Below are 21,447 nucleotides of genomic sequence, written 5' to 3'. Positions count from 1 at the left end.
GAAACCGGGTTTCTATGAGATTTTACGCATCCTCACGAGATATTCGCGAGAAACCCGGTTTCTAAATCCCGCGCGCAAACTTACGATCGATCTCCAGCCATCTGCTGAATCCTAGAAATAATGCGTTTCACTATCTCCGCGTCGGGCGATCGCAAATGCTGTAAAATCTGCAAAGACTGCTGTAAATAATTCAAAGCTTGGTCAAAATCTCCCTGCGCTGCTAACAACTGTCCAAGCATTGCGAAAGTAGCAGCTTTCCCTTGAACATCGCCAATTTTTTCCTTAAGTTCGAGTGATTGTTGATAAAATGCGATCGCCTTTTCTACTTCTTCTTGATTCGCATGGATTATTGCTAGATTGTTCTGCCATTACTTTCGATTCCCACTCTAGGTTCTCTAATTATATGTCGGAAAATTATTTATAGTCTGTGCAAACGAGAGTCCTTGTAGGGTGCGTCGCTATCAGACTTTGCGGGTTCCCAAGTAGATGACTGATGGCGACGCACCCTACGATATCTACTGTATAATTGATCGATAAGCTCGATCGCCAAAACCGAATATGCCTGCCAAGGATCTCTACCACGATGCTGTCAAACAAGCGCTCATCAAAGAAGGTTGGAAATTCAATCGGAGGTAATTAGCCAATGGATAAGATAGAGAACTATCGCACTCTAATCAAAAAGATTTTGAGCGAGTACGATCGCCTTTTTGCCAACCAAACCGCAGCCAACACAGAGATGCTTCTAGCCTTTGACGAAAAGCGCGATCGATATCTTTGGTTTCAGGTAGGATGGCAACAAAATAAAAGAGTCAGAGGAATTACTGTTTGCATCCAGATTAAAAATAATAAAATTTGGATAGAAGAAGATTGGACAGAAGAAGGAATCGCCAACGAACTTTTAAAAGAAGGAGTTCCTCAAAGCGATATAGTGCTGGCTTTTCACCATCCAGACGATCGCCCTTTGACAGATTTTGCCGTAGCTTAGAAACAACATAAATCCAACTTACCTAGCTAACTCTAATTTTGCCTCCCGCTTGTTCAAATAATAACTAGCGCTTTCTTCCAGCAATTGACGAACAAAATTAGGTTCTTCGGAGTTCAATGAATGCAAAATATCTCGATACAAACGACAAGCATCATCATCATTTAAAATGCGGCTGTGGAGGATTCTCGTCCACTCCGAAGCAACGAGCATTAATTGCGGTACAACTGTCACAAATGCTTGCATCTGTGCTGACACATCAAAAGATTCTAGAAAATGAATCAAACCAAACATGACTTCTGGTTGTTCGCAGCGATCGTCTAAAATCAGATGTAAATCCGGTAAATCTTCATTTTGAGGACGATCTGCAAGTGAAGCTAAAGCATTTTCAAAAGCTGTCACTTCATCAGGCGATCGCATCAATTTATTTGTTTCTAAAATGTTAATCCAAATATTTTCTTTCATCAGCTATTACCTTCCTTGTCAAAAAATCTCGACCAAACTAACTTATTTAACCGGATAACTTCCTGCAAGCTGCGTCTAATCTCTGATCCATAAAGTCCCTGACAGCGATAAATCGATTGTGCATCCCTAATCTCTCTAGCCAATACATTTCTTGGTGAAACACTGAGATTGGGGGATTGTCCATAGGAGATAGTTTGGCGATGACGACCTCCCTGACCGGGCATAGGGTGTTCCATCATCATAGCAATACCCATGCCTTTGGTGTAGCCAGGAACTTTTGCAGCCATAAACGCATGAGAAGGAATGTGGTGCGGTGTTAGATTATCGCCTCTACGTCCAGTTTCCAGCAACCGATTGTAGAGTCCGACAGCGCATTCTCCAGGAAGTAGTTGAGGTATGTTATTTACGATCTTTTCTCCTACATATTTCAGCTACGCAATATTTCATAATTTTATGATGAAGGAATAGCAAAGCTTTGTATAATTAGTACAAGGTTACTTTAAAAAGCCGATATAACCTTGCAATCTTTTGTGACACAATAGAATAGGTAATAGCCGATCGCAAAACCGGACAGTATGCTCAAAACTACCATTACCATTCCCCAAACCTTCCAAGTAACTCACGAACAGTTCCAGCAAATTGCTGCCGTCAACCGTGACTTAAGACTAGAGAGAAGTGCTACAGGACAATTAATTGTTATGCCCCCGACAGGAAGCGACACAGGCAAACGAAACCAAGATATGTCAGGACAACTCTGGCTGTGGAACCGCCAAACCAAGCTGGGAATAGCATTTGACTCTTCTACTGGTTTTCAACTGCCCAATGATGCCGATCGCTCCCCAGACGCTTCCTGGGTTAAATTAGAACGGTGGCAAACTCTCACACCCAAACAACAAGAAGGCTTCGCTCCCCTTTGTCCAGACTTTGTTGTAGAATTGCGATCTAAATCTGACAACATGGAACCATTGCGAGAAAAAATGCGAGAATACATCGCCAATGGATCGCGTTTGGGTTGGTTAATCGATCGCAAAAACCAGAAAGTCGAGATATACAGGCAAAGTCAAGATGTGGAAATATTAAATAATCCCAGCACATTATCCGGGGAAGATGTATTGCCAGGATTTGTCTTAGATTTAACAGATGTTTGGTAGTTTCTCTCAGTCGGCGGAGGCCGACTTCGTTTGTATAGCTGCGGTTTCAACCGCCGAGTATGTAGAATGCCGACTTCGTTTGTATAGCTGCGGTTTCAACCGCCGATTGATACAGTTGCAAAAAGATTCACCAACCGCAATATAATAAATTAGAGCAGTACGTCAATCCCAAATCTCAAATCCCATGCCCCTAACGCTTTACAACAGCTTGACCCGTCGCGAATCACCTTTTGACCCGATCGAACCAGGAAAGGTGCGGATGTACTGCTGCGGCGTTACGGTGTACGATTACTGCCATGTCGGCCACGCCCGCGCCTACATTGTTTGGGACATGGTGCGCCGATACTTGATGTGGCGCGGATACGATGTGCGCTACGTCCAGAATTTTACCGATATTGATGACAAAATACTCGATCGCGCCCGCGAAACAAATTCCACAATGGAAGCCGTAGCCCAACGCTTCATCGACGAATATTTTGCCGACATGGACAAACTAAATATTCTCAGGGCCGATGAATATCCCCGCGCCACCCACTCAATAGACGGCATCAAACGGCTGATTCATGAGTTAGAAAACAAAGGTTTTGCCTATGCGAACAGCGGCGACGTTTACTACAGCGTTCGCAAGTTTGACAACTACGGAAAACTTTCGGGCCGCAAGTTGGAAGAAATGGAAGCGGGGGCTAGCGGCAGATTAGAAACCGCAGAAATAGAAGCTCAAAAAAAGCAAGATTCATCAGATTTTGCCCTGTGGAAAAGCGCTAAACCCGGTGAACCTTTTTGGGAATCATCTTGGGGAAAAGGTCGCCCCGGATGGCACATTGAATGTTCGGCGATGGTGCGCGATTGCTTGGGCGAAACTATTGATATTCACTGTGGCGGTTCCGATTTAACTTTTCCCCATCACGAAAACGAAATTGCTCAATCTGAAGCTGCGACTGGTAAGTCTCTGGCTAATTATTGGATGCACAATGCTTTTGTGACTGTCAACGGCAGAAAGATGTCGAAGTCTTTGCACAATTTTATTACAATTCGCGATTTGTTGGAGGGGAATTGGTCGGGCGATACAGCTTTGGAAGGAAGCGAGAAGTCAAAAGCGGTGGAACCGATGGCGGTGAGGCTGTTTGTGTTAACAGCCCAGTACCGCAGTCAGATAGATTTTACCGAAGAGGCGATCGCATCTGCTCGAAATGGCTGGAATACTATCAACGAAGGCTTGCTTTTTGGACTCCGATATGCCGATAAACTGAGTTGGGATGTTGAGAAAACTGGACAAGATACCAAAGCTGTGCAGGAATTCCAAGCAGCGATGGACAATGATTTCAATACTCCGGCTGCTTTAGCTGTTTTGTTTGAACTGGCGAAGGAATTGGGTAAGGAAAGCAATGTTTTGGTGCATCAGGGAAAAACTGAAACTTCGCCGGAATTGTTGCAACAAAAGTGGCTGACTTTGGTGCATTTGGCGGGGGTTTTGGGCTTGGAGGTGCAGCCGGAAGCTGACAGCGATGATGCGGTTGGCGGTTTGAGTGATGGGGAGATTGAGGCGATGATTCAGCAGCGGAAGGATGCGCGGATAGCTAGGGATTTCGCTGAGGGCGATCGCATTCGCAACGAACTTAAAGACAAGGGAATTACTTTAATAGATCAAAAAGATGGTACAACCATCTGGCACCGGAGTTGAAATTTAGAGTTTTTTAACCGCAGATGAACGCGGATGAACGCAGATGAAATTCCATCCGCGTTCATCTGTGTTCATCTGCTGATATCTGCGGTTAAAAACTCCCATTGACAAACTCCGCAACCGCGCCGACAAATTCTGCGGTGGATTCGTAGGGTAAAACGTTGCGCCCCGGCATTAATAAACCCTCTGCGTTGGGAAAGTTAGCCAAATATTGCGCTAATCTTTCCTCTGGTTTTTCTTCCTTACCCGATTGACTGATGCTTGAGGCTTTTTCTCCCATAATAACGAGTGCGGGATTCGCAAACTGTTGAATCGTGGTACTATAATCTTGCCGCCAAAACCCCGCCAAAAACGAGAAAACTGCGTGACGGCTGTCAGGATTAGTCGCCCCAGCCTGCAAAGCATCCAACCATTCGCTGTCAACTTTTGCCGCATCGCCAAACAGTTGTTTGATTGAAAAAGATCGCAAAAATTCAGCGCGTCTGGCGTAGCGGTAAAAAGCGTTTCCCAAGGGAGAATCTAACAAATTCCAGACAATTCTTTGCTGTCTCTCTGTCGAATGTTTGTTCATCACCGCCCAAGCTGGAGGCCCCGCGAGGACTAATCCGCGAATTAAATTTGAGCCGCTTTCCTGCTGATTTTTTGCTAATTCCAAGGCTACACACAGTAAAGCACCTTGCACCAGGACGATCGCAGGTTTTTTTACTACAGTCTCCAAGAAATACTGCAACTGTGCCGCCCAATCCTCTGGATAGCAAGCCACAGCAGGCATTTCGCAATCGCCGCAGCCCAAAAGGTCGGGATTGTAAATTGGATTGGTATTTCCTGCTTTGTACCAACTCTCGCAAAATCTCTGCCAAAAGACTCTTGACAATCCAACTCCGATCGGATGAATTAATAACAAAGGTATGCTATCTTCTGTCGCATTAGTTGGGCTGTAAATATCGTAAGCACAGCGATATTTTTGCCATTCGTAAAACAGCGTTGGTGATTTAATAGACGAAATGGCGGACAAATCTTGGGTTGAAGGTGGTGATTGCATATTAATCTTTTAATTTTTTACTTGTTTGTTTACTTATGATGCAACGACAATGTGAGTTTTAGCTTGAACATTTGGTGGCGAGTGGGCAATCCGAATCTCTACGTTGCTGCCGAGTGCGTTGAGAAAACGAAATAGGCGTTCCGTAGAGAAATCTAATAATTTACCGCGCATCAATGCTGAGAGTGTATGTCGATCGATTCCTAATAGCTTTGCTGCTTGGTTCTGGGTTAGTTGGCGTTCCGAAATTAATTCACTAATCTGATGAGCTAGTTCTGCCTTAATCAGTAATTCCTCTGGATTGGCTAGCCCTAAATCAGCAAAAACATTTCCACTACTGGAATGCACTTTGATTTCTTCAGTCATTTTGTTCCTCCAATTCTTGCTGTTCTAAATATTTTTTGTAGTGTTCTTTGGCACGCTTAAGTCGAGATTCAATCAAATCTATATCTTGCTTGGGGGTAGCAATTCCCTGCTTTGATTTTTTTTGAAAAGCATGAAGAACATAGACTATTCCTTCAAATTTTACGGTGTATACCGATCGGTAAGTGTCTCCATCAAAATTCTCAACAATTTCTAGAACGCCAGCACCTTTAAATCCTTTAAGCGGTTTAGCATCAGGATGCTTTTTACCCAGTTGAGCGCGGTACAAAGCAAAACCCATAATTTGCTGGACATCTTCAGGAAACTCGCGCAAGTCGTCACGGGAACTGCCGATCCATTCAACGGGTTTTAATAGCGAATTCATAATCTTAATTATATTATTTATATCATATTGTTTATCATAAAATAGAGAGTGATACGATCGACAACAATATCATTACTCAATTTTGTCAGAATAATCATGTCAGAACAGCGGATCACTATTTCTTTACCTAACTTGCTGATAGTTGTAGCATCGTCCTTGCTGCTGGTGCTGCTGTGGCAATTGCGGAGCCTGCTAGTAATTTTGATGATATCAGTCGTGCTCGCCGCTTCGATCGTCCCGATCGTCAATTGGGCCCAAACCATGCGCCTTCCCCGCTGGCTGGCGGTGATTCTGGTTTATTTAACTCTGATCGGCGGATTCAGCGGGGCGGTAGTGTTAATCGGCCCGACAATCATTGAGCAAATCCAGTTACTGGTGCGACTGCTACCAGTTTACGTTAAAAGTCTGGAAACTGTAGCAACTAATCTATTGAGTCGCCTCACCGACGATGCCCCGGCGCTGGTGGGTCAGTTGGTGGACACTCAATCGCTGACGAATTGGCTGATTCGATCGAGCCAACAACTCATTTTGCGATCGTACAGTTTAACTAGAGGCATTTTAGGAGGTGTTTTCAGCTTAATTTTAGCATTATTTATTTCAGGTTACATGGTTGCCGATAGCGACACATTAATTCAAAGTTTAGTACAGTTTTTCCCCAAACCTTGGGACGAAAGATTGGCAGCCCAAGCTACGCCGATTGGTCAAAGAATGGGGAGTTATATTCGGGGGCGGGTCTTAGTTTCGGGAATTTTAGGGATATTTATTACCACAGGTTTGAGCATTTTAGGAATGCCGGAATTTGCTTTAGGCTTGGGTGCGATCGCAGGTGTTACCAACCTGATTCCCTTCATCGGCCCAGTATTGGGAGCAGTACCCGCATTAATTGTAGCTCTAGCTAAAGGTGGCTGGCTAGTTTTGTGGGTATTGCTGTTATTTGTAATCATCCAAAACTTGGAAACTTATGTGCTCGATCCTTTGCTGGTTGGTTCCTCGGTTGGCGTGCATCCTTTGTATCAATTGCTGTCTGTCTTGGGAGGCGTACAAGTATTGGGAATTATCGGCGCAATCATTGTACCGCCTTGGTTTGCGGGAGTGGCTGCTTTGATTGAGAACTTGTATTTAAAACCAAAGCTGAGGAACGAACATCGAGAGGCAATAAATCAAGCCAAAAATAATTCTAATTTGCCTCCTCTGACACCTTCGGCGTAAGAGAGGGAGAGAGGGAATATTTTACTGATTTTAATAGTTGTAGGGTGTGTCGCCATGAAAAATTCTTAACTCAATATCGACAATCTCAGGGTGACGCACCTGATACCATTCATTAAAATTATTTCCACAAACACCAAACTCGTCAAAGGCTTGTTTCCAGAAATATTTGATCCGGTGCGTCGCCCTGAGTTTATTTGTCAAATTTAGAGATGGTTGATGGCGACACATCCTACAAATAATCCGGTGCGTCGCCCTGAGTTTATTTGTCAAATTTAGAGATGGTTGATGGCGACACATCCTACAAATAATCCGGTGCTACTAACCAATGACTACTGACCAATGACCAATGACTAATGACTAATAACTAATAACTAACAACTAACAACTAATAACTAAGGACTAATTGCCACTTCAATGCGGCGGTTGCGCTGCCGATTGAGATCGGAACTATTATCCACCAAAGGGCGACTTTCCCCATAGCCGATCGCCACCCAATGATATTGCTGGCCGAGCACGCCAGACAAATACTGCACCACAGCCTGAGCCCGCGCAAAGGACACGTTGCGATTTTCCGCCTCTTCCCCCGCGTCGTCAGTGTGGCCGGCAACCCGCACCGTTGCCCCCTCATAACTGCGTAAATCCGCCACCAAATTGTCCAAAATCGCACTCGTGCCCGCGCGCAAAGAAATGCTGCTATCAAACAAAACATCGCTGGGAAGAGTTACCATCAGCCCATCTCCTCCAAACACCGAATTATTCACAGTTTCAGGGTTCAGACTCGGGCTGCTGCCGGCAATCGCGGGCAAAACAGGAGTAGGAATTGCCGTCGCTTCCGGCGCTGCCAATTCCCGCGACATCAACTGCAAACGCTTTTCCAAAGTTTCCGTCGGGCGGCTGCTACCCAACTGACTCTCCAAAGCCGCCGTGCGACCAATTAGCGCATTCAGTTCCCCCTGCAACTGGCGTAAATCTCCCTGCAATTTCTCTCTCAAGGCAGGATTGACTTTTGACTGGGGACTGGGTGTAGCGGTTGGTGCGGGAAGCGCCGGAATTTGCCTTGCTGGTGCGCGTTGCGGGCTGGGGGTCAAATTTTGAGTTAGGCGCAGCAATCTCTCGGCTAGTGGCATCTGGACGGTGTTAGAAGGATAAATTTGGGCGATCGCCATCCCCAACACCCACGCAAAACCGCTGCCTACCCCCAGCAGCAGCAGTCGAAATATCAGCGACAGCAAAAACACACCTTGTCCCCGCGACTTGGAGACGCGAGTCGGGGGGATTGAAGGTTTTTGATTAAAAGATGGCCTCATATTGCCTCCCTCTGAGTACACATACCAGATTAATTTCGATACTATCTTACCTATGGGATTTGAGAATATTCGATTTGAGTTTAGATTGGAGAAAAAATCTACAATCTCAAAATGAAACCCGGTTTCTCTAAATCTGGCGTTTAGCGGCGCAGCATAGAGGTAGAAACCGGGTTTCTACTCGGATTTGAGATGAGAGTTTAGATTGGAAGACAAATCTAACACCTCAAAAACAAACCCGGTTTCTCCAAATCTGGGATTTAGCCAACATCTGCTGAGAAACTGGGTTTCTTGTCCCGGGGTGTCAGCCTGAATTTGTTAGATAATGCTGTATAATTTTTGGAAAAAAACCGATGACTGACCCTTTAAATAGCCCTCATCCCGTTCCTTGGGAATGGATTAGCGCCACTCATGCTAAAGTGAGTTCCACTGCCGGCACAGGCCTCCGCTACTATCGAAGTCCTTCCCTGGTTTCAACTAACGGCCAATACGCGGCTTACAGTCGAATTGAGTTGCAAGTGCAGCCGGAACTCTCCCGTTGTCGGGTTAGCAGCGTCATGTTTGTGGAAAATCTCAAAACCGGGGAACTGCAAACAGTGGCGGCCGCTTCGCCGCTGGCGGAAAGCGGAATGTATGCTAGCGATGACACAGATATGTCCGGGACGATCGCCATTTTAGTGCCTGTTGCTTGGAATCAAGAGGGTTCCCGCGTTCTCGCCCGCGAATTTGAAGCGCTGTTCAACTCTTCGGATATGTCGGACTACGCGGTAATTTGGGATAAAAATGATAATTACACTTATACCGTTGCTCCCGCTCGCAGTCTTTACACTCATGCTGTATTGTTGGGTTGGAGTCAACTTTGCCCCGGAGAAGTTCTGTTCCGCGCCGGCCATTTGGGCGATCGAGTTTGGCCTCTTTGTGCAGTCGATATGACGGGTAAAACGGTAGCTGTCAGCGAAGACAAACCCCTAGTTTTCGGCACTCAAGCCAGCACAGACTGGAGCGAACCTAAAAATCGTTTTTAGATATTAAGTAGAAGTCATTAGTCATCAGTCATTAGTCATTAGTCATCAGTCATGTTTTGCTGTCGTCTCCGAGCTTTCCGTACAACGTCATTAGGAAGAAGGAAGAATGCTTGTGCAGCAAACTTTTTAGCCATCTATATCTTATGTTTAATTAGGTGGACTCACTTATGGCAGCATCTTATTTTATCAGACCCACAATTATGTTACTTTTGGGTCAATCTTTCGAGCAATTTATTTTGACTCTGGGGCTGATAATTTTGGCTGTCATTTTCAGTTTGACAGCTTTCATTTTTATTCGGATTTTTATCAATTGGTTGCAGGGAAAATTAGAGGAAAGACGCCATCTTTATCGAAAAAATAGAATGCAAAATCAAGGCGATTTAACCTCCAATAATTATGAAACAAACAACATTTTTTTAGAGCCAAAATTTGTAGAAAATGACGGAGATTTCAATATTATTTGGGGAGCAGAAAACAATATTTTAGAAGCGATAGAGCCGGAGATTACCTGCGAAAATTCAGCAGCAGTTGCCCATCTCTACCAGCCGATCGCTCTTTGGCAAGGGCGCTTAATTTTGCCCTGCACCGAACAGCGCCAGCCCTACGGTACAGTGTTTTTGGAAGTAATAAATGCCCCGAAAAAATACCAAAATTTCATTGGCAAAACAGCATTTTTGAAGTGGCTAGCAAATCGCCAAGTGCAATTTTTTGTCCACGCAGTCACTCAAGATATCAACTTCACACAACAAACTAAAAAAAGCAAAAAATCTGGTAACATCCATCCAGATAGATTAAACGGCTGGCGAAATGTCGGCCCTTTGGAAACTTTAGCAGGAAGCAGACTCGAAGACAGTGTGACTGTGATGCTGCGGAGGCCGGTGATTGCCATCAACCACAGCAGCGGCCAGCAGGAACTAATTATCGATCGCGAACCAGTACAAATTATCGGACGTTTGTGCGCCTTAGTTTCAATTTTACAGCGCCAAGAACCCGACAGCAACAAATTTATTGTGCGGCATTTCAACAAAAAATCCCAAAAATTTGATGGCGCAGCCGAAATCATTCAAATTCCGCAAGTAAATCCTGACAAAAATGGCATAGCGAGGTCTACAAATCACCTGATAGAACAATCGCCATTAAATTCAGAGGGCTGGTACATTTACGGCGAAAGAGACGAAGAGAGTATTTTTGTAGTGCAGGCAATTGAACCGCGCCAAATTACTCAGTTAATACCAGATGAAACACATTTCGGACTCAGAAAATCTCTCGCTTATTTAAAAGATGAAAACTGGTTAAATACAAAAGATCAAAAAGGCAAAGCCAAAAAAGTATTGTTAATGCCAAGTGAGGCTACAGAAAATGCTTTAAACTCTCCTTGGGAAGAAGGAGATATCGGCATCGCGATTCACAGTTTCGGCGGTATCGGCGGCAAAAAAGGCGAATCTGCACCGCTGGGAATTGTCACCGGACATTTTTCTTTGGGACTAGCAAAAGTGGTGCGCGATCGATTTACCGATGAACTGCGTTTTGACATAGAATACAAACAAGTATACGCCCACAATCCCGACGGAATTGTCGCCGGTTCGAGCAAATGGCAAAGTTATATGGGAGACTTGCAGCGCGGCTGGTTGGGCGATCGCCCGGTTTGCGATATCATTTGTAAATTAGACTGCGTGTGTTGCGACTACGATTTTGAAGGAATCATTTTGTCGCCTTTAACCGAATTAAACCAACAACTAGATATCATGATGGCGCGCTACCGCAGCGGAGATGGCACCGGTGCAACTTTAGTCACGCCAGCAACTTCTTGCGTCCAAGATTCGAGTCAGGCAATTTACGCTACCATTAAAAAAATCACTGCCGAAATCGAGTCAAATCCTCAGATTCAAGATTGGCTAAAAACACATCCCACCGACGCACAAACCGAAAAATTTTATCAGTTAGTAGCTTTGGGAGAGAGTTTAGAAAAAGTATTAATGCCCCTCGGTATTGTCCGTCCTGATTGGCGCAAAAATACGATATTGGCGGGGATTGATTCGGAACAGAAAAAAAGCTGGTTTTCGGGAATCGCGAACCTGCTAAAAGCTGCTATTAGTTACCGAACAATGCTGCCGAGACGCACCCAAGATGAAATTGCTAAAATTCTGTTAAAACAAGGAGCGTTTTTGTGGATAATCCGCACCAATCAAGTGGGGGGATTCGATCGAGATATTGAGCCTCGCGCGCCGACAGGATTTTGAGTAAAATTATCATATAAGAAAAAGACGGCGGTTGAAACCGTGTCTTGTCAAACGAAGATGATTCGGCGATTGAAATCGCTTCTACAAAAACCAAGTCTGCCTCCGCAGACTCAGAGTTGAGGAATTGGTTTGTAGATGATTCGGCGATTGAAATCGCTACTACAAAAACCAAGTCTGCCTCCGCAGACTAAGAGATTGAGGGGGTATTAAAGCCGGATTTGGTATCAGTCAACCGTTAACAGTCAACAGTCAACCGTTAACCGTTAACAGTCAACCATCAAGCATTACCAAGGAGTGACTGCAACAGTGCCGCCCGGTGCAATAACTACTCGGAAATCAGCCAGGGGTTCCGCCGGCGGCCTGGTGCCAATCGGTTTGTAAAGCAATTCCGATAACGGCGCTTCGGATCGATCGACTGCCGCCGAATTCTGGGGCTTGTAACCGACAATCGCCCCGTCTTTAGCCACACTCACCCGATAAACCAACTCCCCATCAACCGCAGGCTTATCCTTCAAAACTCCGTCAACTTGCTGGGAAAGTTTGCCCTTCAACAGCTCAATTTCCGCCGCATCTGTAATCGGCACGGCTGCGGCACCAGGACTTGACAAACCTTCGGAAACAGAACTGGGCGTGCTCTGGGGCGAAGCGTCCGACTGTGGCGCGGGGCTCGGAGTCGGCGAACTCGATTCAGGGTTAGGAGTTTTGTTTCCCGGTAGCAAACCGTCAGCAGGCCTAGGATTGGGAGTCGGCGAACCGGAACCGCCCGGATTCGGCGTGCCCTGATTCTGCCCCGCAGGATTGGGCTGCGGTACCGGATCTCTCGGGCGCTGGACTTGGGGCATCGGCACCAAGAAAAACGCCATCGCAGCCAAAGCTAAACTGGACACCCCCACGACAGCAGGCAAACTCCGCTTCGCCAAAGGTTCGGCCGACTTGATATAACGCTTGGAAATTGGGGTTAATTGCAGCGACAATTCCGGTAGCGTCTGGGTGTCGGCAAAAAATTGATCGATCGCCTCTACCAAGTCAAATAGCTGTACCGTTGTCAAATCTACTTCTGCTGAGATTTCTGTTTTTCGATCGATTTGGGTCGCGCTGCCTGCTTCGGCGGGTAGAACGGTCAACCGGTGCGAATTCCCGTCAATTCTGTGCAACTGCACCATGCTCAAATTCGGACCGTAGCGATCGGGATAATGCACTCCGCTCATAAATTCTTGAGCGTAGCTGCTGACTGCCCTCACCAAGCTTTCAAAAAACTCCCGTCCCCCGCTGAGGGGCTCGCCCAAACCTTTCACATAACATTCAGCGCTCATTAGTATGGAAAGCACCGGCCGCATATCTAACTGGCTGGCTGCCGAGCCATCGCTCAAGCCTTCTAAAACTAAGGTGCAATTTGGCAGACTGTACTGACGCCTAATAGTCATTTTTATTCCACTTCTCCATCAAACAGGCTAACCCATAAGCGCTGCATTCCGGCCGTTCCCGTACAAAACAGCAGTTTGCTCAACAAGTTTAAAGCTAGTTCGTTGAGCTTGTCGTCGGAATTGTAAGCTGCAACTACCGATCGCTTCGGGTTCATGCGCGATCGAAAATGAGCTCGAAAGCGTTCTAAATAATCTGCAAGCTGCAAGTTCTGGTTGAGAGGTATATTTCTCGATCGCAACTGCTGCGAATCTTGCAGCAACTGGCGAATTGTCGCGGTTAACTTGCGCGCCATATTGCAGGCGATCGCCACCAGCGCTTTTGCCTCCACAACAGTCAGGGAGCGGCGCTGCGTATAGCGTCTCAGCGGGTTAGTATTACGCATCAGCCAAAGGGCAACCCGATTTTTGATAATTGACTCCAATTCCAGTTCCTTTGACACTGCCAGCATTTCTTCCGCACCTCCGAGATACAAGGCTTCGATCGCCAGCAACATCAAGTCAATTTGCAATCTAGCGCGGCGAGGACACCCGCCACCGTTGGGCGACAAGTCTGGCAAACTGTCTAAAATCAACGGGTTTGACTCGGTAAGCAAAGTTTCTGACGGCATTAAGATCACGGCAACATCCATTCCAAACAAACTATACGGTTATGCGGGGTCTTTGGCATGACAAATTCTCAACCAAGGACTCCTCTGGGATACTTTATTTTTATCATTCACTTTTATGTGTCTTTTAAATCTAGCAGCAACCGACCGTCGCGGGCGAGCTCCGGTTGCGGGAGTTCGATCAAACACCGCCCGCTTCCCCACCAGAGCCCTGGAAGCTTTTTGATTTCTTGCTCCGCCACAGGGAGAAAGGGAAAGTTGGAGAGAATTTGACAATTCCCGATTCCCGATTCCCCCATTGCGATCGATCAATGTTCCTGCTTCTGGCGTTTCGCCGCCACTTCTCTTCGAGCCGTAAAATCACTAGCCGCCGCCCGATCCGTCAGACTAACTTTTCCCTTGAGGCTTTCTTCGTCCACAATTGCTCGCAGTTTAACAGAACTGTTTTGACCGATCGCGATCGAGTCGCTGCAACCGGCTAAATTAGGAACCGCGCCCGACAAGCTCAATCCTTGAGTTTCCCACTTGCCAACTAAAGAAGGTTTCTCCTCCGCTGTTTTTTCGCCATCGCTCTGGCTGCTGCCCGATCGCAAATTACCGCTCAAATAAACACCAGATTGATCGATTGTCAATACCAAACTATCTGATTTCAGACATTCTGGCAAGTCTTTCGCATCAAAGCGATAACTTCCGGCAATTGCCGGAGGAGCCTTTAAATTTGTTTCGCCGTAAGCAGTTACTACTTTAAAAAGTACCGCCACAAACGCGATAGAAATACCGTAAAATGTTAACATTTTAACGTTAAAATGAGGCATAGTTTTTCGGTTATTTGTTATTTGTTGTTTGTTGACTGTTGGCTGTTGGCGGTTGGCTCAGAGGGCGGGCACTCTTGGCACCGCCCCTACCTGTTGGCTGTTGACTGTTGACTGTTGACTGTTAGCTGTTGACTGTTGACTGTTAGCTGTTAGCTGTTAGCTGTTAGTTGTTATTAGAAATTGAGAATTGGAAAGTGGAAATTCGTAGCAAGTAACCAATAACCAATAACCAATAACCAATAACCAATAACCAATAACCAATAACCAATAACCAATAACCAATAACCAATAACCAATAACCAATAACCAATAACCAACAACTGACTACCTTTGAGGAAGTACCGAAGCCAAGTGCGATCGCACTTTAACGTAACACCGCGCAATCAGCAGCGAAGAATGACACTGCACTGCCAATTCATCAGTATACTGTCCCAAAGTTTGGCGCTCAATTCCCCACTCCCGACTCGTACCCGCAATAGTCAAATCAGCATTAGCAGAAGCAGCAATCACCGCTTGAATTGGTTCAGCAGCCTCCACAATCGGAGTTTCAATGCGCGATCGCACCTCAAGCGGCAACTGTTCCATCACTCGCTGAAACTCGTAACTCAGCTCATTTCCCTCCAACCCGTTTACCCCCACCCGCAGCACCGTCAAACGGCGTTCCTCGCTATTAAATAACAATCTCAGCGCCAATTCTAAGCCCAAATCATCGTGAATATTTGCCGCATAAGGCACTAACAAATTATTCAACCGTTCCCGGCCTCTGTCAACAAAAATTGCTACATCCACCTTAGCGCTGCTGAGAATTTGACCGACACGCCCTCCCAAACGGTTGCTGCTAAAAGTAGGCCTGTGCCATCCTACCAAAATCAAATCCGCGCGATCGAGTTCCGCAATTTGCGCCGTTTCCCGCGCCACATCCTTAGTAATCCGAATGATTGGATGCACGAATTTTCTCGCCTCCGGCATTTCCAAACTATCAATTAATTCTGATAATTTCGAGTGGCGCTCTTGAATAATGCGATCGGCTTCTGCAGGCGTACTTTCAAAAGCATAATCCTCATTTAATTCTATCAAACTTAGAGGATGAACCGCCGCCGACTGCAAATCGTTACCGCCCGTACCCGCAGCCGGCAGCGCCAGCCCTACCGCTAGTTGCAGCAAACCCTTCTGCGTGCTAGGATTAGCAACCGGTACTAAAATTCGATAAGTTTTCAGCAAGTTCTTAACTGTTTCTTCGCTGTTCCTAGCAATTGGCAAATCTTCTAACTCTGAATCCTCAGAGCTAACTTCTGAAATATCTAACCGAATTAACCGTTTTGGATAAGTCCATTCTAACAGCGGGGAAGTCATAAAAGTTGTGACTAACGCCATAATAACTAACATTGTAAATAGCACCGGCGAAATTACACCCAGAGAAAGACCGATATTCAATACAATTAGTTCAGTCAAACCGCGAGTATTCATCATCCAACCCAGCGCAGAAGCTTCTCGGTTACTGATGCCGCAGACTCTAGCAGCCGTGTAAGTTCCGACGTATTTGCCAATAATTGCTACTCCCAAAACTGCGGCGCACAGCAGCCACAATTCAGGACTGTTTAACAAGCCAATTTGAGTTCGCAAACCGCTGTAAGCAAAAAAGATTGGCAGCAGAAATATCAAAACAAAATCTTCGGTTTTCTCAGCTAACTCTCTGGTGAGTCCGGCATTTTTCGGCATAGCAGCACCGAGCAAAAATGCACCGAAAATCAAATGAATGCCGATCAATTCAGTAATTAAGGCAGAAGCTACAACTCCCATGTAAATTCCCGCCAGCACTAACTGCGTTAATCTGCCCGTGCGGTTGTAGTGTTTGGAAAGCCGCTGCAAGAACCAGCGGACTACAGTCATCATGAAACCAATGTAAACTAAAGATTCAATAATGGTCGGCAAAGCGCCCAGCATCGAATTAGTTCGAGTAACTGCGATCGCCACCGCTAACAAACACCACGCCGTCACGTCATCTACAGCAGCACAAGTCAGGGCCAGCGTCCCCAATTTTGTATTCTGCAAGTTGTGCTCTGTAATAATTCTTGCCAGCACCGGAAACGCCGTAATTGACATCGCAGCACCCAAAAACAGGGCAAAGGCTGTAAATGAAACGCTATTATTTGAAACAATCGGGTACAGCAGCAATGCTAAAATGCTTCCCAGGGAAAACGGCACTAAAATGCTGACGTGGGAAGTTAAAATCGCTACATCTAAATTGTTTTTGAGATACTTGGGATTTAGTTCTAAACCAATCAAGAACATGAAAAATATTAGCCCCACTTCAGACAGCACGTTGAGGAAGGGAACGGCCTCGGCTGGAAAAAGTGCTGCGGCGGCGGCGGGTGCAACTAAGCCAAACAGAGAAGGCCCGAGCATAATTCCTGCTACAATTTCTCCAATGACTTGAGGTTGTTTGATCGCTCGAAATCCTAAACCGACAAGTCTCGAAAGTGCAATCACAATTAGAACTTCCAGCAAGACGAGAATGGGGATGGGCATGGTGTTTTGAGCTTTGGGATTTTGGCGGATCGAGAGGAAACTCGTAAAGCAGGCAGAATTGCCGATCGAACAAATTGCATAAAAGCTCGATCCAAGGTAGAAGGCACGAGACACGCACCCACAACGTCATTGTCTCACAAGCTAACAAAGGCTTTGGCAACCTAACTATGTGGATTTAGGGTTTTTTCTAAAAAGCCCGATCGACTAACTTTAACCGCAGCGCGCGCACCCCGCACCAAACCCGCGAACTCAATCTCGATCGGGCGCATACCGCCCGCCCAAACCTACGGATAACCCAACCCTCGGGACACAAGATAGTCAGAAAAACTAGCACGCGCTGTGATAAACTAGAGGAGTTGTTTAAATTCGCACATCCGGGTTTTCGGGTGTTTCGAGGGCGCAAACCTTCAGAAATACAACCGGGTGGAGGATTAACCCGAATACAGGAGTTACAAATACAATGCCAGTAGTCAGTTTGGCTCAAATGTTAGAGTCAGGGGTTCACTTCGGACACCAAACCCGCCGGTGGAACCCGAAAATGTCTCCATACATTTTTACAGAGCGCAACGGGGTTCACATCATCGACCTCGTGCAAACCGCTCAGCTTATGGAAGACGCCTACGAGTACATGAGAGTGGCCTCAGAAAAAGGCAAAAAGTTTTTGTTCGTGGGTACGAAGCGCCAAGCAGCCGGGATTGTAGCCCAAGAAGCTCAACGCTGTGGTGCTTATTACGTCAACCAGCGCTGGCTGGGGGGAATGCTCACCAACTGGACGACGATTAAGTCCCGCGTCGAACGCCTCAAGGATTTGGAACGCCGCGAGGAAATCGGTGCCCTCGATTTGCTGCCGAAAAAAGAAGCTTCGGTACTGCGCCGAGAAATGGCAAAACTCCAGAAATACCTGGGCGGAATCAAGTCTATGCGGAAGATTCCCGACGGAGTGGTGCTCGTAGACCAGCGCCGCGAGTATAATGCAGTGTTGGAATGCCAAAAGTTGGGAATTCCCATCGTCTCTCTGTTGGACACCAACTGCGACCCGGATTTGGTTGACATTGCGATTCCGGCAAACGACGATGCTATTCGATCGATCAAGCTGATTGTCGGCAAGTTGGCTGATGCCATCTACGAAGGTCGTCACGGTCAGCAAGGCGGCGAAGGTGACGACGATTACGACTACGAAGGTGGCTACGACGGCGCTGAATATGATGGCGAAATCGAAGAATTGGATGACCCCAATTATGTAGACCCCGACGAAGCCGCTGAGGCTGAAGGCGAAGAAACCGAAAGCTAATATTGCGATCGGAATCTGACACCAGGCAATTAAAAATTAAAGATTGAAAATTAAAAATAATAATTATTTTTAGTTGGATATTTTTGATTTTTAATTGTACCAGGCACGATTCTAAGTCATTAGTAGAGTTATGGCAAAAGCATTCGTTGTGTCAGGGCCAGAATTAATTCTGGCGCTAAACCTACAAGGTGCGCCCTAAGACCGAGTAGGTATTTCTTCACTCCTGTCCAATCATTAACATTAAGATTAGTAACTAATGACTAATGACTAATGACTAATGATAACTAAGAGGGCGGGCACTCTTGGCACCGCCCCTACTGACTAATGACTAATAACTAATTTTGATTGGGAACTTAAAGAAGATGGCGGACGTACCTGCAAAACTTGTTAAAGAACTGCGCGACAAAACCGGCGCTGGCATGATGGACTGCAAAAAAGCCCTCATTGCAAACGAAGGCGATGTCGAAACATCCATTGAGTGGCTGCGGAAAAAAGGTCTGGCCGGGGCTGACAAAAAAGCCGGACGGGTTGCCTCAGAAGGGATCGTAGGCAGCTACATCCACACAGGCGGCCGCGTGGGAGTGCTCGTGGAAGTTAACTGCGAAACTGATTTTGTGGCGCGCCGCGAAGAATTCCAAGCTTTGGTGCACAATATTGCGTTGCAAATTGCAGCTTGCCCGAATGTGGAATATGTGAAAATTGAAGATATTCCTGCCGAAATTGTCGAAAGAGAAAAGGCAATAGAAATGGGCAAGGATGACTTGGGCAACAAGCCGGACAATATCAAAGAAAAGATTGTTCAAGGCCGCATTGACAAGCGCATGAAAGAGCTATCTTTGATGGATCAGCCTTTTATTCGAGATCAGAATATCTCGGTAGAAGAGTTGGTTAAACAAACGATCGCCCAAATTGGAGAAAATGTCCAAGTGCGCCGCTTCGTGCGTTTTGTCTTGGGCGAAGGCATTGAAAAAGAAGAAGCTAACTTTGCCGATGAAGTTGCCGCCCAAATGGGTGCTCAATAATCCCCAATTCAGATTGGAAATTGAAATTAAAAATGTGAAAAATTAGCTTTTCACATTTTTAATTAAAAATTAAAAAATGACTTTCAAGTAGTCGTAGGGTTCGTCACCCTAAAAAAATACCAAACAAATATCGACAATCTATAGTGACGCACCTAATATCATTTATCGAAAATTGTACTAGAAAACAAGTGTTGGCTTTGTTACCACGGATCGGAAGTGTTAGATCAAATCCTGTCTTCATCGGAATAATAAATTATAGTTAACAGTCAACAGTCAACCGTCAACACTCAACACTCAACACTCAACCGTCAACCGTCAACATCACCTGACGGTGTAACCGGAAATGATATTAGGTGCGGACACTCCAGATTGTCGATTGAATTTAGAGATTGTTTACGGCGACACACCCTACGATTTTTTAGTTTTATACGTCCTATTTGAATTTTATACGAGAGATATGGTGCGACCAAAAGAGCGAATAGAGCAAGATTTGGCAGGAGTAGAAGAGGCTTTAGCAGCCTTGAATTTGGAGTTTCGCAGTACCTATGAAGGTTATTTAACTGTGTTGGGACAAGCGGTGCGACAGCAGTTAATTTTGGCTTGCTACCACCTTTGCACTCAATCAGTACCGGAGTCGTTTCTCAAGTTGTCTTTAGAAGGGCGGCAAAAAATGCAGCAGTCTGTAAGGGCTTTGGCTGTCGCGTCGGAGGAAAAATTGTGTTCTCTAGTCACGAGTGACTCTGACGAGGAAGAAAAGGAACAAGAGGAAGAGGAAGAGGAAGAAGAAGAAGAAGAAGAAGGAGAGGAAGAAGAAGAAGAAGAAGAAGGAGAAGAAGAAGAAGGAGAGGAAGAAGAAGAAGAAGAGGAAAAAAACGAAGTTTCCGCCATTGATTATCTATTTTCATTGGCAAATTACCAATTACCAACTGCCAATTCTCCCGAAAGTTTGGCGCGCTGGCAAAATAGTATGGAAAAGTCGATCGCCCATATCATCAAACTGCTTTCTCGCGACACCAACCGCTTGCTGCAACAGTCGGGAATTTTGCCCAGTCAATTGCCAGAACCTGTGATAGAAGCTGCTTCGGGTGTTGAATCCTCCGGCGACAGCGTTGCCGGGCCGCCTAACTTATTAAACTTAATCATTGAAACTGATACCTTGCAGGCACCGCCAAAATTAGGACAACCGTCGCTTACTAAGGCCCTGCACATTACAGCGATTAAACTGCGGCTGGCGGAAATAGAGTTTGCCGATGCGGGAACTGCGGCTTGGCGGCAGCAAATTCGCAACCTCTGTGTGAGGTTAAACTCTTTAGGGCGCGATTACCAGAAAAAGCAGCGGGAACTTGCTATCGTGGAGGCTGAGTCGGCTTGGCGATCGAGTTGGTTTGAAGATTAGTCAGTTGACAGTTGGTTGTTGGCAGTTGGCAGTTGGTTGTTGGCAGTTGGTAGGGGCGGTGCCTGTGAGTGCCCGCCCTCTTCGTTAGTGGTTGAGAGTTGACAGTTGTCTGGAATTCTTGAGCTATGATTAATAACTAATGATTGATGATTGATGACTAATGACTAATAACTAATGACTAATAACTAATAACTAATAACTAATAACTAATAACTGATGACTAACAACCAACCAGAATGGCAGCGATTGCAAAAAGCTCTCTCAGTAGAAGCCGATCGCGGATTTAACGACATCCAGGGCAGTCAATACCGCTTCAGCGAGTTTCTGGGCCTGAGCTTGAGACAGTTGGCCGGTGCTGTGGCGGCTGCTACTGCGCGCGATCGAGCTAGACAACTTGCTGTGGAATTTGACATCTACCCGCAGAAGGATCTCGAAGCGCGCCAGCATTCGATCGCCATTACGGTGAGTTTTCTCAGACAAATGGAGCAAGTTTGGGAAGAACAAACGACACAAGTCAGACC

Annotated in this window: 22 protein-coding genes and 2 pseudogenes; 11 read left to right on the top strand and 13 right to left on the bottom strand. The window is 46.0% G+C overall.

Going from position 1 to position 21,447, the window contains the following annotated elements; translation table 11 throughout:
• Window positions 1-80: 80 nt before the first annotated feature.
• A pseudogene (locus tag IQ270_RS18315) lies at window positions 81-353 on the bottom strand (tetratricopeptide repeat protein); the annotation flags it as partial.
• Between the two features lie 205 nt (window positions 354-558).
• Here IQ270_RS18315 and IQ270_RS32365 point away from each other — a divergent pair.
• Window positions 559-636: an element excision factor XisH family protein gene (locus tag IQ270_RS32365; protein WP_193974583.1), complete on the top strand. Its 78-nt coding sequence runs from the start codon at window positions 559-561 to the stop codon at window positions 634-636.
• A gap of 7 nt (window positions 637-643) precedes the next feature.
• Window positions 644-985: a XisI protein gene (locus IQ270_RS18305; protein WP_193974579.1), complete on the top strand. Its 342-nt coding sequence runs from the start codon at window positions 644-646 to the stop codon at window positions 983-985.
• An 18-nt stretch (window positions 986-1,003) separates the two neighbouring features.
• Here the strand turns inward: IQ270_RS18305 and IQ270_RS18300 are convergent, their stop codons facing one another.
• Together IQ270_RS18300 and IQ270_RS18295 are read right to left on the bottom strand one after the other, a co-directional pair.
• On the bottom strand, window positions 1,004-1,447 hold the full coding sequence (locus IQ270_RS18300) for an Imm30 family immunity protein (protein WP_193974578.1): 444 nt from the start codon (window positions 1,445-1,447) through the stop codon (window positions 1,004-1,006).
• Entirely contained in the window at window positions 1,447-1,734 is a 288-nt protein-coding gene (locus tag IQ270_RS18295) for a hypothetical protein (protein WP_193974582.1), read from the bottom strand. Before IQ270_RS18295 ends, IQ270_RS18300 begins: the two co-directional genes overlap by 1 nt.
• 288 nt (window positions 1,735-2,022) lie before the next feature.
• On the opposite strand from IQ270_RS18295, the gene IQ270_RS18290 reads away from it, so the two are divergent.
• Window positions 2,023-2,598, top strand: a complete 576-nt coding sequence (locus tag IQ270_RS18290; protein WP_193974577.1) for a Uma2 family endonuclease — start codon at window positions 2,023-2,025, stop codon at window positions 2,596-2,598.
• A 184-nt stretch (window positions 2,599-2,782) separates the two neighbouring features.
• On the top strand, window positions 2,783-4,279 hold the full coding sequence (gene cysS, locus IQ270_RS18285) for a cysteine--tRNA ligase (RefSeq protein WP_193974576.1): 1,497 nt from the start codon (window positions 2,783-2,785) through the stop codon (window positions 4,277-4,279).
• 91 nt (window positions 4,280-4,370) lie between these two features.
• Here the strand turns inward: cysS and IQ270_RS18280 are convergent, their stop codons facing one another.
• From IQ270_RS18280 to IQ270_RS18270, 3 genes are read right to left on the bottom strand one after another with little or no spacing between them, the layout of a single operon-like run.
• Entirely contained in the window at window positions 4,371-5,321 is a 951-nt protein-coding gene (locus IQ270_RS18280) for an alpha/beta fold hydrolase (RefSeq protein ID WP_193974575.1), read from the bottom strand.
• A gap of 33 nt (window positions 5,322-5,354) precedes the next feature.
• A complete protein-coding gene (locus tag IQ270_RS18275) occupies window positions 5,355-5,684 on the bottom strand; it encodes a helix-turn-helix domain-containing protein (RefSeq protein WP_193974574.1) in 330 nt (109 codons plus the stop codon).
• Window positions 5,677-6,066 carry a type II toxin-antitoxin system RelE/ParE family toxin gene (locus IQ270_RS18270; RefSeq protein ID WP_193974573.1) on the bottom strand — a complete coding sequence of 130 codons (390 nt, stop codon included), beginning with the start codon at window positions 6,064-6,066 and terminating at the stop codon, window positions 5,677-5,679. Before IQ270_RS18270 ends, IQ270_RS18275 begins: the two co-directional genes overlap by 8 nt.
• Window positions 6,067-6,162: 96 nt before the next feature.
• On the opposite strand from IQ270_RS18270, the gene IQ270_RS18265 reads away from it, so the two are divergent.
• Window positions 6,163-7,275, top strand: coding sequence for an AI-2E family transporter (locus IQ270_RS18265; protein ID WP_193974572.1), 1,113 nt, complete (start codon window positions 6,163-6,165; stop codon window positions 7,273-7,275).
• Between the two features lie 30 nt (window positions 7,276-7,305).
• On the opposite strand, the gene IQ270_RS18260 is transcribed toward IQ270_RS18265, so the two are convergent.
• On the bottom strand, window positions 7,306-7,476 hold the full coding sequence (locus IQ270_RS18260; RefSeq protein ID WP_193974571.1) for a hypothetical protein: 171 nt from the start codon (window positions 7,474-7,476) through the stop codon (window positions 7,306-7,308).
• A 191-nt stretch (window positions 7,477-7,667) separates the two neighbouring features.
• The gene (locus IQ270_RS18255; RefSeq protein WP_193974570.1) at window positions 7,668-8,582 is read right to left on the bottom strand and encodes an OmpA family protein; all 915 of its coding nucleotides are present in this window, start codon (window positions 8,580-8,582) and stop codon (window positions 7,668-7,670) included.
• Window positions 8,583-8,932: 350 nt separating this feature from the next.
• On the opposite strand from IQ270_RS18255, the gene IQ270_RS18250 reads away from it, so the two are divergent.
• Window positions 8,933-9,604: a hypothetical protein gene (locus IQ270_RS18250; RefSeq protein ID WP_193974569.1), complete on the top strand. Its 672-nt coding sequence runs from the start codon at window positions 8,933-8,935 to the stop codon at window positions 9,602-9,604.
• Window positions 9,605-9,771: 167 nt separating this feature from the next.
• The gene (locus tag IQ270_RS18245) at window positions 9,772-11,844 is read left to right on the top strand and encodes an abortive infection protein (protein ID WP_193974568.1); all 2,073 of its coding nucleotides are present in this window, start codon (window positions 9,772-9,774) and stop codon (window positions 11,842-11,844) included.
• Between the two features lie 284 nt (window positions 11,845-12,128).
• On the opposite strand, the gene IQ270_RS18240 is transcribed toward IQ270_RS18245, so the two are convergent.
• The 5 genes from IQ270_RS18240 to IQ270_RS18220 all read right to left on the bottom strand — a co-directional run bounded on the left by IQ270_RS18240 (window position 12,129) and on the right by IQ270_RS18220 (window position 17,331).
• Window positions 12,129-13,268 carry a DUF4335 domain-containing protein gene (locus IQ270_RS18240; protein WP_193974567.1) on the bottom strand — a complete coding sequence of 380 codons (1,140 nt, stop codon included), beginning with the start codon at window positions 13,266-13,268 and terminating at the stop codon, window positions 12,129-12,131.
• A gap of 2 nt (window positions 13,269-13,270) precedes the next feature.
• Window positions 13,271-13,897, bottom strand: a complete 627-nt coding sequence (locus IQ270_RS18235; RefSeq protein ID WP_193974566.1) for a DUF3038 domain-containing protein — start codon at window positions 13,895-13,897, stop codon at window positions 13,271-13,273.
• Between the two features lie 92 nt (window positions 13,898-13,989).
• A complete protein-coding gene (locus IQ270_RS18230) occupies window positions 13,990-14,172 on the bottom strand; it encodes a hypothetical protein (RefSeq protein WP_193974565.1) in 183 nt (60 codons plus the stop codon).
• Window positions 14,173-14,181: 9 nt separating this feature from the next.
• Complete coding sequence (locus tag IQ270_RS18225) at window positions 14,182-14,688, bottom strand: hypothetical protein (RefSeq protein ID WP_193974564.1); 507 nt, start codon at window positions 14,686-14,688, stop codon at window positions 14,182-14,184.
• A gap of 324 nt (window positions 14,689-15,012) precedes the next feature.
• The gene (locus IQ270_RS18220) at window positions 15,013-17,331 is read right to left on the bottom strand and encodes a cation:proton antiporter (protein WP_339384221.1); all 2,319 of its coding nucleotides are present in this window, start codon (window positions 17,329-17,331) and stop codon (window positions 15,013-15,015) included.
• A 346-nt stretch (window positions 17,332-17,677) separates the two neighbouring features.
• Here IQ270_RS18220 and rpsB point away from each other — a divergent pair, with 346 nt between their 5' ends.
• The 4 genes and pseudogenes from rpsB to IQ270_RS18200 all read left to right on the top strand — a co-directional run.
• The gene (gene rpsB / locus IQ270_RS18215; protein ID WP_193974563.1) at window positions 17,678-18,508 is read left to right on the top strand and encodes a 30S ribosomal protein S2; all 831 of its coding nucleotides are present in this window, start codon (window positions 17,678-17,680) and stop codon (window positions 18,506-18,508) included.
• Window positions 18,509-18,870: 362 nt separating this feature from the next.
• Window positions 18,871-19,530: a translation elongation factor Ts gene (gene tsf, locus IQ270_RS18210; RefSeq protein ID WP_193974562.1), complete on the top strand. Its 660-nt coding sequence runs from the start codon at window positions 18,871-18,873 to the stop codon at window positions 19,528-19,530.
• Between the two features lie 343 nt (window positions 19,531-19,873).
• Window positions 19,874-20,926, top strand: a complete 1,053-nt coding sequence (locus IQ270_RS18205; protein WP_228056477.1) for a hypothetical protein — start codon at window positions 19,874-19,876, stop codon at window positions 20,924-20,926.
• A 216-nt stretch (window positions 20,927-21,142) separates the two neighbouring features.
• Window positions 21,143-21,447 (top strand): annotated as a pseudogene (locus IQ270_RS18200) (DNA helicase RecG); the annotation flags it as partial.

The organism is Microcoleus sp. LEGE 07076, from assembly GCF_015207455.1.
GTDB lineage: Bacteria > Cyanobacteriota > Cyanobacteriia > Cyanobacteriales > Microcoleaceae > Microcoleus.
The sequence above is the reverse complement of the archived record's forward strand: the minus strand, read 5'-3'. Positions and strand labels throughout refer to the sequence as shown.